Below are 13215 nucleotides of genomic sequence, written 5' to 3' on the forward strand. Positions count from 1 at the left end.
AAAGCTATCGAATGCGAAGGCCGCCTCCGGGCGGCCTTTTGTTTTGGGGCCGCCCTTGTTAATCGAGGCTCGAAGCGAGGACATGGCCCGATGCTGGACGACGTTCCGAACCAGCCCAACAACGAGACGGCTGACGAAGCCGACACCAGTGGTGCGCATCCGCTGTTTCGGAATACGCCCGACTCGGTCTCCTTCAAGAAGCTGCGCAAGCGCCTGCTGCGCGACATGCGCGAGACGATCGAGGCCCATGCCATGGCGCGGCCCGGCGCACGCTGGCTGGTCGCGATCTCCGGCGGCAAGGACTCCTATTCGCTCCTCGCCCTGCTGCTCGACCTGGAGTGGCGGGGCCTCCTGCCGGTCGAGCTTCTCGCCTGCAACCTCGACCAGGGCCAGCCGAATTTTCCGAAGCACGTCCTGCCGGACTGGCTCACCGCAAACGGCATTGCTCATCGCATCGAGTATCGCGACACCTACTCGATCGTGAAGGAAAAGGTGCCGACGGGCGGGACCTACTGTTCGCTCTGCTCGCGCCTGCGCCGGGGCAACCTTTATCGCATCGCGCGGGAGGAAGGCTGCGAGGCGCTGGTGCTCGGGCATCATCGCGACGATAGTCTCGAGACCTTCTTCCTCAACATGTTCCATGGCGGTAAGCTCTCCGCGATGCCGGCCAAGCTTCTGAACGACGAGGGAGACCTCCTCGTCCTGCGCCCGCTGATCCGCTCGGCCGAGGACGACCTCGCCCGCTTCGCGAGCGCCATGCGGTTTCCCATCATCCCGTGCGATCTCTGCGGCAGCCAGGACGGGCTGCAGCGCAACGCGATGAAGGCGTTCCTGTCGGACATGGAGACGCGCTTCCCTGGCCGCCGCGAGACGATCGGCCGGGCGCTCGCCAACGTGCGTCCAAGCCATCTCCTCGACCCTGCGCTCTTCGACTTCGCCAGCCTCCAGCCCCGAACGGACGAGACACCGTGACCTTCGACATCGACACGCTTGCGACCATCCTGCGCGACGCCGCCAAGGCGGAGGTCATGCCGCGCTTCCGGCGCCTGGACGAGGGGGACATCCGCGAGAAGACGTCCGCCATCGACCTCGTGACCGAAGCCGACGAGAGCGCCGAACGCTTCATCAAGGCGGCCTGCGGCGGCGCCTTTCCCGACGCGCTGTTCGTGGGGGAGGAGAGCGTCGCGGCCGATCCGGCGCTTCTGCGGAAGATCGGCGACGCGGACTTGTCCATCATCGTCGACCCGATCGACGGCACGGCCAATTTCGCGATGGGTGTGCCGCTGTTCGGCGTCATGGCTGCGGTCGTCTCGAAGGGCCAGACGATCGGCGGCATCATCTACGATCCGCTCGGCGACGACTTCATGATCGCAGAGCGCGGCGCCGGATCGTTCCTCGTTCGCCCGAACGGCGAGCGCCAGCGCCTGCAGGTCGCAGCACCCGCTCCGGTCGAGGAACTGTTCGGCGTGGCTTCGTCGAGCTTCCTGCCGCGCGAGGAGCGTCGCCAGCTCCTGCAGCGCATGGCCGAGATCCGGGTCTTCGCGAACTACCGCACGGCCGCCCACGAGTACCGCCTCGCGGCGTCCGGCCACGTCCACTTCCAGTTCTATCTGAAGCTCATGCCCTGGGATCACCTCGCCGGGTCACTGCTGATCGAGGAAGCCGGCGGCTACGTGCGCAAGCTCGACGGCTCGCCCTACCTGCCGACCGACGTCGACGGTGGCCTTCTGACCGCCCCGGACGCGGCGACTTGGAAGGCGGTGCGCGAGCTCGTCGGCCCCGAGATCACCGCCTGAACCGTTTGGCGGCGGCCTACTCGGCCGCCGCCGGCTCCACGACCCGCGGACCGCCATCACGCGGGCTCGGCCGCTCGTTGAAGAGCTTTCCGTTCTCCGCGATCAGCGCGCAGCCGAAGGCTCCGAGCGACAGGACGACGTAGCCGATCAGAAGCGGGATCAGCGTTCCGTCGTACATATAGCCGACGATCCCGCCGAGCACGCCGCCGCCGAAGGTCTGCATGAAACCGAGTACGGACGAGGCCGTGCCGGCCACGTGGCCGAGAGGATCCATCGCCAGCGCGTTGAAGTTCGTGCCGATGAAGCCGAACATGCAGAGCGAGAGGATCGTCATCGGCAGATAGACGGAGAAGGGCGGCACGCCGCCGTTCAGAAGCGCGATCACGAGGTGCAGGACGTTCAGCGCGAGGAACACGCACATCGCGCCGTGTGACAGATGCCGCATGCCGAAGCGCTCGACGAGGCGCGAGTTCCAGAACGACGCGAAGGCCATGAAGATGGCGCCGGCCGAGAAGTAGAGCGTGAACTCGGGACCCATGCCGTAGATCGAGACGTAGATCTGTTCCGCCTGGTTGATGAAGGCGAAGAGGACGCCGAAGGTCAGCGCGGTGGAGAGCGTGTAGGCGAAGGCCGTGCGGTTGGTTACGACGACCCGGAACGCCTGCCCGACGCGTGCGATTGTCAACGGCAAGCGGTCCTCGGGATGCTGCGTCTCGGGCAGGCGGAAGTAGGTCCAGAGCGTCACGAACGCGCCGAACGCCGCCACCGCGATGAAGATCTCGTGCCAGTCGCCGACGAAGAGGACGAGCTGGCCGAGGTTCGGTGCGATCACCGGGATCGCCATGAAGATCATCATCACGAGCGACATGACGCTTGCCATGCGCGCGCCGCCGAAGCAGTCGCGCACCACCGACACCGCGATCACGCGCGTTGCGGCCGCGCCGATGCCCTGGATCGCGCGCAGCGCCAGCAGCATCGCGAAACTCGTCGAGAAGATCGCGGTGACCGAAGCGAGAACGTAGACGCACAGCCCGAAGAGCAGGACCGGCCGTCGCCCGAAGCGATCCGACAGCGTGCCGTAGAAGATCTGCGAGATGCCGAAGCCCATCACATAGGATGTGATGACGAACTGCGCGTGGTTCGGGTTCGCGAGTTCCAGCGTCTGCGTGATGTTGGTGAGCGCCGGAATGAAGATGTCGATGGCCGCCGCGTTCAGCGCCATGATGCAGGCGATCAGGGTCACGAGTTCCCAATAGGGGATCCCGCGCACGGTCTTGGGCGCGCTCGACATGAGGTCCGATCTTTCGTTGGTCGCGTTCGTTCTAAGCCGAGCGGTACAAAAAGCAAGGTCGACTGACGAACGCTGCGGCAGGTCCGCAAACGAAAAAGGCCCGCTCGGATGAGCGGGCCCTATCTTGGTTAGTGACTGGCGATCAGGAGGCCGTTGTCGGGGCGTTCAAGGCAATGCCCTTGTCGCCCATGAAATCCTGCAATTCGCCCGCCTGGAACATCTCGCGGAGAATATCGCAGCCGCCGACGAACTCGCCCTTCACGTAGACCTGCGGAATGGTCGGCCACCCGCCGTATTCCTTGATGCCGTTGCGAAGCTCGTCGGAGCTCAGGACATTGACGCCCTTGTAGGGCACGCCGAGGTAGTTGAGGATCTGGACGACCTGACCGGAAAAGCCGCACTGCGGGAAGTCCGGCGTGCCCTTCATGAAGACGATCACGTCGTTCGTCTTCACCTCGTTGTCGATCCAGTCGATGATGCCGGCCATGGCCAAATCCCGTGATGTCGAGCCCGCCGATGGACGGGCAATGGTGCGTTCCCGATCACATACGATGTCCAGGTCGCGCTTTAAAGGTCACCTGCGCCGGGCGCTACTTCGGAGCGCTCGTCTGCAGCGCAAGAGCATGGAGGACGCCGCCCATGTTTCCCTGCAGCGCCCTGTAGACCATCTGGTGCTGCTGGACGCGCGACTTGCCGCGAAACGATTCCGCCACGACCTCGGCAGCGTAATGGTCACCGTCGCCCGCAAGGTCGCGGATCGTGACCGTCGCGTCCGGAATGGCGTCCTTGATCATCGCCTCGATGTCGTGGGCGTTCATGGGCATGCGGTAATCTCCTGCCGGCGACGACGATCGGAAGGCGTTGTCGCAACGCCGAGGATAGGGCGAAGGCCGGGTCTGATCAATCGAACCCGGCCGCTCGTGTCAGGCCGCAGCAGCTTCCACGGGGAGGGTGCCCGACATGAAGTTGGGGAACCAGCTCTCGTGCGCCACCGTGAGGTCGGAGACCGCGACCGACAGGACGCCGTCTACCTCGAGCGACGTGCCTCCGATGGTTCCGAGGCGACGATGGGGCAGGGAACCCAACTCGGCTGCAACAGCCTCCGCCGCTTCAGCCGGTACGGCGACGACGTAGCGCGCCTGATCCTCGCCGAAGAGCAGCGCATGACGCGCGCCCTCGCCGACGGAGACCTTGACGCCGATGTTCGACGCGATGGCCATTTCAGCGAGCGCAACCGCAAGGCCGCCGTCGGAGAGATCGTGGCAGGCGCTGACACGTCCCGAGCGGATGAGGGCGCGGACCACATCGCCGTGACGCCGCTCCGCCTCGAGATCGACCACCGGCGCGCCGCCATCCTCGCGGCCTGCGATCTCGCGCAGGTAGATAGAGGAGCCGAGATGCGTCCCATCCTGTCCGACGAGGATGAGGACGTCGCCATCCTTCCAGCCGCCGATGGTCGCGGTCTTGGTGCGATCGTCGATCAGGCCGACGCCGCCGATCGTGGGCGTCGGCAAAATCGCTTGGCCCAGTGTCTCGTTGTAGAGCGAGACGTTGCCCGACACGATCGGGAAGCCGAGCGCCTCGCAGGCCGCGCCGATGCCCTGGATCGCCTTCACGAGCTGGCCCATGATCTCGGGCTTCTCGGGATTGCCGAAATTAAGATTGTCGGTTGCCGCCAAGGGCTCGGCGCCGACGGCTGTGAGGTTGCGCCAGCACTCGGCAACGGCCTGCGCTCCGCCTTGGTAGGGATCGGCCTCGCAATAGCGCGGCGTCACGTCCGAGGAGAAGGCAAGCGCCTTCGTCGGGTGACCGTCGACGCGCACGACGCCGGCATCACCGCCGGGACGCTGCATCGAGTTGCCCTGAATCAGCGTGTCGTACTGCTCGAAGACCCAGCGGCGCGAAGCGATGTCGGGCGAACCCATGATCTGGAGAAGCGCGGCACCATAGTCCTTCGGCTCGGCCACATCGGATGCCGAGACCGGCGCGGCCGGCTTCGGCTCGACCCATGGGCGGTCGTATTCCGGGGCCTCGTCCCCGAGTTCCTTGATCGGGAGGTTGGCAACCTCCTTGCCGTCGAACAGGATGCGGAAGCGCAGGTCGTCGGTGGTCTTGCCGACGACCGCGAAGTCTAGGCCCCATTTCACGAAGATGGCCTCGGCCTCCTCGTGCTTCTCCGGACGCAGCACCATGAGCATGCGCTCCTGGCTTTCCGACAGCATCATCTCGTAAGGCGTCATGCGCGCCTCGCGCACCGGCACCTTGTTGAGGTCGAGTTCGATGCCGAGGTCGCCCTTGGCACCCATCTCGACGGCGGAGCAGGTCAGGCCCGCCGCGCCCATGTCCTGGATCGCGATGACGGCGCCGGTCTGCATGAGTTCGAGGCAGGCTTCCAGCAAGCATTTCTCGGTGAACGGGTCGCCCACCTGAACGGTCGGGCGCTTTTCCTCGATCGTGTCGTCGAACTCCGCCGAGGCCATCGTCGCGCCGCCAACGCCGTCACGACCGGTCTTCGCGCCGAGATAGACCACCGGCAGACCGACGCCCTCGGCCTTGGACAGGAAGATCGCGTTGGACTTCGCGAGGCCCGCAGCGAACGCATTGACGAGGCAGTTGCCGTTGTAGCGCGAGTGGAAGTTCACCTCGCCGCCGACCGTCGGCACGCCGAAGGAATTGCCGTAGCCGCCGACGCCCGCGACGACGCCCGATACGAGGTGTCGCGTCTTCGGGTGGTCCGGCGCGCCGAAGCGAAGCGCGTTCATCGCGGCGATCGGCCGGGCGCCCATGGTGAAGACGTCGCGCAGAATGCCGCCGACGCCCGTCGCCGCGCCCTGATACGGCTCGATGTAGGAGGGGTGGTTGTGGCTCTCCATCTTGAAGACAACGCAGTCGCCGTCGCCGATATCGACGACGCCCGCGTTCTCGCCCGGTCCCTGAATGACCCGCTCGCCCTTCGTCGGCAGCGTGCGCAGCCAGCGCTTCGACGACTTGTAGGAGCAGTGCTCGTTCCACATCGCCGAGAAGATGCCGAGTTCGGTGATCGTCGGCTCCCGCCCGATCAGGTCGAGAATCCGCTGGTACTCGTCCGGCTTGAGGCCGTGGCTGGCGATGAGCTCCGGGGTGATCTGGATGTCGGCCATGGAGACTCCGAAACCGTCTTCAGGAATGGCGAATAGCCTTCGCCGCCTATCGGGCGGGAAAGCTGCGTGTCATCTGGCCGGTACCCAATCCGACCGGTTGCGGCAAGGGCCGACATCGGCACTGGCGCGCAGGATCGTCGCGTCGTCCTCGACCTGGCTGACCGCGCCTTCGATCCGGCGCTGCAGGATCAGCAGCGTGTGGTCGAGGCGACCGTCCCGCATCGGCGCGCGCAGGCAGATGGCGTAGCCGGACGCCGCAACGCCTGTCACGAAGCCGCGTGTCCACTCGAACGGCTGGCGGCGGTAGATGGCCGACCCTGTTTCGCGGATGTAGCGAATTTCCGCAGCGTTCGGGGCGGGACCTGAAGTCTCGGCGAAGGGCGCTGCATCGGTGCGACAACCGCCGAGAACGGTCGACGCCAGGACGAGCAGGCCGAAGCCCACGGTCCGGAAGGCGGCCAGCGGTTCAGGCATTGCAGACGGTCGAGCCGGCACGCCAGCGGGCGAGATCGCCTTCCAGTCGTGTGCGCAGCGAAGTATCGAGAAGCGGCCCGTAGGTCTCGACCTCGGTCGATCCCGCCGCGCCTTCGACCACAAGCAGCGGACGGGCCTCGAGACGGCCGCGCGGCACGAGAAGGAAGCGCGGACGTCCGGAGAAGGACGAGAGCTCCGGGGCGATGCTGTAGCTCGCGAAGGCCGGGTCTTTCGACTTGAACCAGCAGCGGTTGGCGGTCAGCGTCAGCCGCTCCATCCGATCGAGGCCGGTATCCGCACGTCGCGGCGCCGGCTTCTCGGGCGCCGGAGCGCGGGACGCACACCCCGCCGCGATCAAAAGCGCAGTTAGAGCGAGGCTCAGAGTCGAGACGCGCGCGACGTTCAAGCCGCGAGGCCCCGTCCGAGAAGCCCAAGCGCCCCTTCGAACAACGGTCGCCCATCGCTGCCCCCGTGCTCGGGCTCGATCAGGTTTTCCGGGTGGGGCATCATGCCGAGGACGTTGCCACGATCGTTGACGATACCGGCGATGTCGTTGATGGCGCCGTTCGGGTTGGTGCCCTCCGCATAGCGGAACACGACCTGACCTTCGCCCTCGACGCGATCGAGCGTCGAAGCATCGGCGAAGTAGTTGCCGTCGTGATGGGCGACCGGGCAGCGGATGACCTGATCTTGTGCATAGCCAGCAGTGAAGCGCGTGCCAGCGTTCGTTACCTTGAGCTTCACCTCGCGGCATACGAACTTCAAGGTCGTGTTGCGCATCAGCGCGCCCGGAAGCAGCCCTGCCTCGCAGAGGATCTGAAACCCGTTGCAAACGCCGAGTACGGGCACGCCCGCCAACGCCTTCTCGGCCACCGCCCGCATCACCGGCGAGCGCGCGGCGATGGCGCCGCAGCGCAGATAATCGCCATACGAGAACCCGCCGGGAACGACGATCAGATCGACGTCGGGAATGGCGGTCTCGGTCTGCCAGACGGTGACGGGCGCCTGACCGGAGATCTTCGTCAGCGCCGCGATCATGTCGCGATCGCGGTTAAGACCCGGCAGGAGGACGACAGCGGACTTCATGGACTGATCCCTCAGGCGAGCTCGATCGCGTAGTTCTCGATCACCGTGTTGGCGAGGAGCTTCTCGCACATGGCCTTGAGATCCGCCTCCGCCTTCGCGCGGTCCGCGCTGTCGACCTGGACGTCGAAGACCTTGCCCTGGCGGACGCCAGACACGCCGTCGAAGCCGAGCGTGCCGAGAGCCCCCTCGATCGCCTTGCCCTGGGGATCCAGGACGCCGTTCTTGAGGGTGACGACGATGCGCGCCTTGATCACGTTGTCTGCCTGCCTTGCGAATGAACCAATCGGAGAGCCGGAGCCGGCTGCGACACGGGACGCCGTGCTACTTGACCAACACCGGCCCGGAAGGGCGGGGCGGCTCGTTCTCGTTCATGATGCCGAGACGGCGCGCGACTTCCTGGTAGGCCTCGACGAGGCCGCCCATGTCGCGGCGGAAGCGGTCCTTGTCGAGCTTGTCCTGGGTCTGGACGTCCCAGAGGCGGCACGAGTCGGGCGAAATCTCGTCGGCCACGATGATGCGCATCATGTCGCCCTCGAACAGGCGGCCGGTCTCGATCTTGAAGTCCACGAGCTGGATGCCGACGCCGAGGAAGAGGCCGGACAGGAAGTCGTTGACGCGGATGGCGAGCGCCATGATGTCATCGATTTCCTGCGGCGTCGCCCAGCCGAAGGCCGTGATATGCTCTTCCGACACCATGGGGTCGTCGAGCTGGTCCGCCTTGTAGTAGAACTCGATGATCGAACGGGGCAGCACGGTGCCCTCCTCGATGCCGAGGCGCTTGGCGAGCGAACCCGCCGCCACGTTGCGCACCACGACCTCGAGCGGGATGATCTCGACTTCCTTGATCAGCTGCTCACGCATGTTGAGCCGGCGGATGAAGTGCGTCGGGATGCCGATCCGGTTCAGATGGCTAAAAATGTATTCGGAAATGCGATTGTTGAGGACGCCCTTGCCGTCGACGACCTCGTGCTTCTTCTTGTTGAAGGCGGTCGCATCGTCCTTGAAGAACTGAACCAGCGTGCCAGGTTCCGGGCCTTCATAGAGAATCTTGCCCTTGCCTTCGTAGATACGGCGGCGACGTGTCATGGATGATGCCTGATCGCGTAAGGGGCGAGTCGAACGGCGACCCGCGAAAACCATATGTCTCCCGCGGGTGAATAGACCAAACGCCCCGCCTAAACAATCGCAAACCAGACATGCGTCCCTTGCGGGACGCGCCGGAGCTTCGCTGGACAAGCCCGAGCAGGCCGCTAGCATTCCCGCAGACACGCTACGCAGCCAGCGAAAGGATACGGGAATGTCGCTGAACGACCGGGGTCACGATCACGAGGGCCGCTACGCGCACGACGAGGAGCGCAAGTTCCGGATCGAAGCGCGCGCCACGAAGCTTTTGGGTCTCTGGGCCGCCGGCAAGCTCGGAAAGACCGGCACTGAAGGTGAAGCCTACGCGTCGCAACTCGTCAATCTCGACCTCGGCGCCGCGGGACCGCAGGACGTGTTCGCCAGGATCCGGGCCGACTTCAACGCCGCCGGCGTCCAGCAGTCCGACCACCAGATCGAGCGCCATCGCACCGAATGCCTGGAAGAGGCCGAAAAGCAGGTCGCGGCATCCTGATGCCGATCGGAAGCCTGAAGACGCTTCTCGACAGGCCGGAGCCCGCTTTGTGCGGCTGGTCCAGCCTTGCCGATCCGGTCGTTCACGAAATCCTTCTGCGCAGTTTCGATGCCCTGATCCTCGACGGCCAGCACGGGCTTCAGGATATGGCGGATTTGCGCGAGGGATGCACACGTGCCGCCCTTCTCGGGAAGCCCTCGATCCTGCGCGTCGCGCCCGGCGACCTCGCGCTTGCCGGGCGAATGGCCGATCTCGGCGCATCGGCCGTCATCCTGCCGATGGTCGACAGCGCTTCGGAAGCCGAAGCCTTCGCGAAGGCGCTCCGCTACATGCCCGGCGGCACGCGATCATTCGGGCCGACGCGAGCGGCGGACCTCTTCGGACTGACGCCGCGCGACTACTTCGCTGCAGCCGACGAGGCGGTCCTGTCGTTTGCGATGATCGAGACGGCCGGGGCGATAGCCGACCTCGATGCGATCCTCGCCGTTCCGGAACTCGGAGGCGTCTTCCTTGGACCTTCGGATCTCTCGATCGCGATCGGCAACGGCGCGCTCGACCCGAAGGGTACGGCGACCGATGCAGCGGTGGCCGACGTGGCCCGGCGGGCACGCGCCGCCGGCAAGGCAGTGGCGATCTATGCGCTGGATGCCGACGACGCCCGGCGCTACGCCGGGATGGGATGCCAGCTCATCGGCATTTCCTCCGATGTTGCCATCCTCAAGGCAGGATGCGAGCGGCTGAACACGGAGTTCCGTCGCTGATGCTTCACCTCGGCTGGGGCGCCGGCAAGCGGGCGAGGAACTTGCCGAAGGTCAGAAGACCTTCCGGCCAGGGACCGTGCCCGCTGGCCTCGTCCAGACGCCCCGACTCGCCCGCATCCACGAAGAGGGAACCCCAAGCCGCTGCCACATCCTCGACCGCGTCAAAGCTATGATCGGGTTCGCCCCGGCTTGCGACGACAACGGAAGGGAACGGCAGCGGATCGCGCGAATAGGCGGAGAAGCCGTGCGCGCCGTCGCCGAGGTCGAGGGGCGCCACGAAGAATGCGCCGGCAACCGGCTTCGACAGGTGCGGCACCGCTTCGACGGCCGCGGCGACCCCCAGACCGTGAGCCACAAGGATCAAGGGGCGTGTAGCCTCATCCACGGCCTTCATGACATCGGCGGTCCATCGCACGGCGTCAGCCTGTTCGGCGGCGGGCGGAGCAACACGGCGCGCCGTGGAAAGCTTCGATTCCCAGCGGGACTGCCAGTGCTGCTCTGAGGCACCGTTGAGACCGGGGATGATCAGGATATCGACGTCGGAAACTCGCATCGTCCGCAGATGCGAAGGGGGCACCGGCTTGTCAAGCGGCGCAACTAGAGCAGCGGACTGATCAGGCGGGTGACGTTCTCGCCGAGCTGGACGAAGAACCCTCGCTTGTTCCATTCCTCCAGATGAAGCTTGCGGCTCTTCGTTCGGTAGTCGTCCTCGATCGCGCGCAGATCGCGTACCGTATCCTCGCTGTAGGTGATCAGCGTCACCTCCGAATTCAGCTCGAAGGATCGGCGGTCCATGTTGGCCGAGCCGATGATCGCGATGTCGTCGTCGATCGACAGATGCTTGGCGTGCAGGAAACGCTCGCGGTAGAGCATCACCTCGACGCCGGCTTCCAGCAACTCGTCGTAGTAGGACTGCTGGGCGTGATCGATCAGGAAGCTGTTGGTCGTCGACGTCACGAAGAGCGTGACCCGCACGCCCTTGGCGACCGCCGTGCGCATCGCCAGCAACAACGGCTCGTTGGGAATGAAGTACGGTGTCGCCAGGACCACGCGCTGGCGTGCGCTGTAGATCAGATCTGTGAAGAGGATGTCGACGCCGGCTTCCGGGTAGTCCGGCCCCGACGGAAGAACCTGCGCGGTCGCCGTCCGCTCCGCCGAAGGCGGCTGGGGCGCTGGCATCAGCTCGGGCGAGCCGATGTCCTCGGCCGTCTCGAGGTACCAGTCACCGATGAAGATCGCCTGCAATTCCAAGACGACCGGGCCTTCCACGCGTGCCATCAATTCGCGGTAGAAGGTCTTCGGCTCGTACTCGATGCGGTGCATGTTCTGCGAGCCGACCCACCCCACCTTGCCGTCCACCACGACGATCTTGCGATGGTTGCGCAGGTCCATGCGCGTCGCCTGATTCCAGAACCGAAGCGGCAGGATCAAACGTAGCTCGACGCCGGTGTTCTTAAGCCGTTTTGCGATCGCCTTGCGATCGCGCGACGAACCGACCGCGTCGATCAGGAGGCGACACTTCACGCCACGCTTGGCGGCCCGCTGCAGCGCGCTCAGCACCTTGTTGCCGGCCTGATCGTTCTGCAGGATGTAGACCATCACATGCGCATGGTGCCGCGCGGCATCGATATCGGCGGCGATGCGGTCGACCACGCGATTGTAGTCTGCATCCAGCACGATCCGGTTGTCGGCAAGACAAGGGAAGCGACCGATCCGGTGAACAAGGTGCGCCGTCATCCGGTGCTGCGGCCGCAGCGTGCGCATTCCGCCCGTGCCCTCCAGCGTCATGTGGGCGATCGCGCGGCGGATGATGTCGGGCACGTTCTTCAGACGGTCCTGACGCCACTTCGGATGGCGGGCATTACCGACCGCAAGATATACAACCAGCGCCGCCCACGGCAGGAAGAAGAAAAGGAGAAGCCAAGCCTGCGCCGCCACCGGGCTGCGGCGGAACGGGATGTAGATCACGGCACCGATCAGGATGGCCCAACTCATGAAGGTGAGGGCCATCGGCAAGACTGTGCCGTCGACGAATTCGATCATACGTGTCTCGACCTCGATCGTCGTGCCGTCGGCTGCGCCTTGCGCGGGTTCCTACCCGGCGATATGGGCGAAGCCGGGCACCGGGCGAGACGCGCGGGAAACATTCGTTTGCCGGAACGCCTCGATCTCTCCGACGTTGGACGGCGAGGCCGCTGGCGAGGGGTGTTCCGTGCGGAACGGTGAGGGCATGTTGCGGATCGTCTACGCCAACCTCGGTTACAGCCGCGACATCGACGGCTCCCTGAAGCACCATGTCCGCCGGGCGCATCACCACGTCTTCACGACCCGTAGCGTGCAACTGCGAAGCCTCGGGCTCGTTCGCGAGCGGCTTCGAGAACTGAAGCCGGACCTTTCCTGCTTCGCCGAGATCGACAAGGGCTCGCTCAACAACGGCTTTTTCGACCAGGTCGGCGCCTTGGCTGAGGCGCATCACACGACCGTGCGGATCGACAACAAGTATGGCGCCGGGCGGCACTTCCGACGCCTGTCGGTCTCGCGCGGCAAGTCGAACGCGTTCCTCGCGTCGCGACCGCTGACCTACACGGCGCGCTATCTGTCGTCAGGCAAGAAGCGGCTGGTCTACGACATCGAGATTTCGGGCATTCGGATCCTGATGGCGCATCTTTCGCTGCGCTATCATGTCCGATGTCTGCAGATGGCCGAACTCTCGCGCTGGGTGAAGGAGCGCGAGGTCCCAACCGTGGTGATCGGCGACTTCAACCTCTTTCGCGGCGTGGACGAGTTGCGACCGCTCCTCGCCGATGGACGGCTGGTGCACGCCAACGCACATTCGGGCCCGACCTTTCGGCTCGGGCCCTATCGCGCTGCGCTCGACATCTGCCTCCTGACGAAAGATCTGGAGGACCGTTGCAAGATCGCGATCCTCGACCAGCCATATTCGGACCACCAGATGATCCAGCTGGATATCGAAGGCGCAGACGAGGAGGGCACAGGACCGCTGAACACACCCGTCCTCGTCGCCGCCGACGCCGAAGCCGCCTGAGCGCGA

Annotated in this window: 16 protein-coding genes; 5 read left to right on the top strand and 11 right to left on the bottom strand. The window is 65.4% G+C overall.

Going from position 1 to position 13215, the window contains the following annotated elements:
- The first annotated feature begins 90 nt into the window (after nucleotides 1-90).
- Complete coding sequence (gene ttcA / locus ACLNGM_RS14620; protein ID WP_416355480.1) at nucleotides 91-972, top strand: tRNA 2-thiocytidine(32) synthetase TtcA; 882 nt, start codon at nucleotides 91-93, stop codon at nucleotides 970-972.
- Complete coding sequence (locus ACLNGM_RS14625) at nucleotides 969-1796, top strand: inositol monophosphatase family protein (protein ID WP_416355481.1); 828 nt, start codon at nucleotides 969-971, stop codon at nucleotides 1794-1796. The genes ttcA and ACLNGM_RS14625 overlap by 4 nt, the downstream gene beginning before the upstream one ends.
- 16 nt (nucleotides 1797-1812) lie before the next feature.
- Here ACLNGM_RS14625 and ACLNGM_RS14630 read toward each other — a convergent pair whose 3' ends face one another.
- From ACLNGM_RS14630 to purC, 9 genes are all read right to left on the bottom strand, one after another.
- Nucleotides 1813-3087, bottom strand: a complete 1275-nt coding sequence (locus ACLNGM_RS14630; protein ID WP_090959590.1) for a multidrug effflux MFS transporter — start codon at nucleotides 3085-3087, stop codon at nucleotides 1813-1815.
- 142 nt (nucleotides 3088-3229) lie between these two features.
- A complete protein-coding gene (grxD, locus tag ACLNGM_RS14635) occupies nucleotides 3230-3574 on the bottom strand; it encodes a Grx4 family monothiol glutaredoxin (RefSeq protein WP_416355482.1) in 345 nt (114 codons plus the stop codon).
- Nucleotides 3575-3677: 103 nt separating this feature from the next.
- A complete protein-coding gene (locus ACLNGM_RS14640; protein ID WP_294644955.1) occupies nucleotides 3678-3911 on the bottom strand; it encodes a BolA family transcriptional regulator in 234 nt (77 codons plus the stop codon).
- Between the two features lie 99 nt (nucleotides 3912-4010).
- Nucleotides 4011-6227, bottom strand: a complete 2217-nt coding sequence (purL, locus tag ACLNGM_RS14645) for a phosphoribosylformylglycinamidine synthase subunit PurL (protein ID WP_416355483.1) — start codon at nucleotides 6225-6227, stop codon at nucleotides 4011-4013.
- A gap of 69 nt (nucleotides 6228-6296) precedes the next feature.
- A complete protein-coding gene (locus ACLNGM_RS14650) occupies nucleotides 6297-6701 on the bottom strand; it encodes a hypothetical protein (protein ID WP_416355484.1) in 405 nt (134 codons plus the stop codon).
- Nucleotides 6694-7107, bottom strand: coding sequence for a hypothetical protein (locus ACLNGM_RS14655; protein WP_416355485.1), 414 nt, complete (start codon nucleotides 7105-7107; stop codon nucleotides 6694-6696). Before ACLNGM_RS14655 ends, ACLNGM_RS14650 begins: the two co-directional genes overlap by 8 nt.
- Entirely contained in the window at nucleotides 7104-7787 is a 684-nt protein-coding gene (purQ, locus tag ACLNGM_RS14660; protein WP_416355486.1) for a phosphoribosylformylglycinamidine synthase subunit PurQ, read from the bottom strand. The genes ACLNGM_RS14655 and purQ overlap by 4 nt, the downstream gene beginning before the upstream one ends.
- A gap of 11 nt (nucleotides 7788-7798) precedes the next feature.
- A complete protein-coding gene (gene purS / locus ACLNGM_RS14665; RefSeq protein WP_416355487.1) occupies nucleotides 7799-8041 on the bottom strand; it encodes a phosphoribosylformylglycinamidine synthase subunit PurS in 243 nt (80 codons plus the stop codon).
- A 67-nt stretch (nucleotides 8042-8108) separates the two neighbouring features.
- Entirely contained in the window at nucleotides 8109-8873 is a 765-nt protein-coding gene (gene purC, locus ACLNGM_RS14670; protein WP_055884531.1) for a phosphoribosylaminoimidazolesuccinocarboxamide synthase, read from the bottom strand.
- A 211-nt stretch (nucleotides 8874-9084) separates the two neighbouring features.
- Here purC and ACLNGM_RS14675 point away from each other — a divergent pair, with 211 nt between their 5' ends.
- A complete protein-coding gene (locus ACLNGM_RS14675; protein WP_416355488.1) occupies nucleotides 9085-9402 on the top strand; it encodes a DUF1476 domain-containing protein in 318 nt (105 codons plus the stop codon).
- A complete protein-coding gene (locus ACLNGM_RS14680; protein WP_416355489.1) occupies nucleotides 9402-10163 on the top strand; it encodes an HpcH/HpaI aldolase family protein in 762 nt (253 codons plus the stop codon). Before ACLNGM_RS14675 ends, ACLNGM_RS14680 begins: the two co-directional genes overlap by 1 nt.
- A gap of 4 nt (nucleotides 10164-10167) precedes the next feature.
- Here the strand turns inward: ACLNGM_RS14680 and ACLNGM_RS14685 are convergent, their stop codons facing one another.
- Together ACLNGM_RS14685 and cls are read right to left on the bottom strand one after the other, a co-directional pair.
- Nucleotides 10168-10716 (bottom strand): RBBP9/YdeN family alpha/beta hydrolase, encoded by a 549-nt coding sequence (locus ACLNGM_RS14685; RefSeq protein WP_416358457.1) that lies wholly within the window; start codon nucleotides 10714-10716, stop codon nucleotides 10168-10170.
- A gap of 44 nt (nucleotides 10717-10760) precedes the next feature.
- Nucleotides 10761-12206: a cardiolipin synthase gene (gene cls / locus ACLNGM_RS14690; RefSeq protein ID WP_416355490.1), complete on the bottom strand. Its 1446-nt coding sequence runs from the start codon at nucleotides 12204-12206 to the stop codon at nucleotides 10761-10763.
- A 187-nt stretch (nucleotides 12207-12393) separates the two neighbouring features.
- Here cls and ACLNGM_RS14695 point away from each other — a divergent pair, with 187 nt between their 5' ends.
- On the top strand, nucleotides 12394-13209 hold the full coding sequence (locus tag ACLNGM_RS14695; protein ID WP_416355491.1) for an endonuclease/exonuclease/phosphatase family protein: 816 nt from the start codon (nucleotides 12394-12396) through the stop codon (nucleotides 13207-13209).
- Nucleotides 13210-13215 lie beyond the last annotated feature (6 nt).

Origin of the sequence: Aureimonas phyllosphaerae, from assembly GCF_047943035.1 — a bacterium.
Classification (GTDB): Bacteria; Pseudomonadota; Alphaproteobacteria; order Rhizobiales; family Rhizobiaceae; genus Aureimonas; species Aureimonas phyllosphaerae.

Excerpts from the sequence above, each read along its gene's own strand:
- ttcA (WP_416355480.1), top strand. The coding sequence starts at position 91 with ATGCTGGACGACGTTCCGAACCAGCCCAACAACGAGACGGCTGACGAA.
- ACLNGM_RS14630 (WP_090959590.1), bottom strand. The coding sequence starts at position 3,087 with ATGTCGAGCGCGCCCAAGACCGTGCGCGGGATCCCCTATTGGGAACTC.
- grxD (WP_416355482.1), bottom strand. The coding sequence starts at position 3,574 with ATGGCCGGCATCATCGACTGGATCGACAACGAGGTGAAGACGAACGAC.
- ACLNGM_RS14640 (WP_294644955.1), bottom strand. The coding sequence starts at position 3,911 with ATGCCCATGAACGCCCACGACATCGAGGCGATGATCAAGGACGCCATT.
- purL (WP_416355483.1), bottom strand. The coding sequence starts at position 6,227 with ATGGCCGACATCCAGATCACCCCGGAGCTCATCGCCAGCCACGGCCTC.
- ACLNGM_RS14650 (WP_416355484.1), bottom strand. The coding sequence starts at position 6,701 with ATGCCTGAACCGCTGGCCGCCTTCCGGACCGTGGGCTTCGGCCTGCTC.
- purQ (WP_416355486.1), bottom strand. The coding sequence starts at position 7,787 with ATGAAGTCCGCTGTCGTCCTCCTGCCGGGTCTTAACCGCGATCGCGAC.
- purC (WP_055884531.1), bottom strand. The coding sequence starts at position 8,873 with ATGACACGTCGCCGCCGTATCTACGAAGGCAAGGGCAAGATTCTCTAT.
- ACLNGM_RS14675 (WP_416355488.1), top strand. The coding sequence starts at position 9,085 with ATGTCGCTGAACGACCGGGGTCACGATCACGAGGGCCGCTACGCGCAC.
- ACLNGM_RS14680 (WP_416355489.1), top strand. The coding sequence starts at position 9,402 with ATGCCGATCGGAAGCCTGAAGACGCTTCTCGACAGGCCGGAGCCCGCT.
- ACLNGM_RS14685 (WP_416358457.1), bottom strand. The coding sequence starts at position 10,716 with ATGCGAGTTTCCGACGTCGATATCCTGATCATCCCCGGTCTCAACGGT.
- cls (WP_416355490.1), bottom strand. The coding sequence starts at position 12,206 with ATGATCGAATTCGTCGACGGCACAGTCTTGCCGATGGCCCTCACCTTC.
- ACLNGM_RS14695 (WP_416355491.1), top strand. The coding sequence starts at position 12,394 with ATGTTGCGGATCGTCTACGCCAACCTCGGTTACAGCCGCGACATCGAC.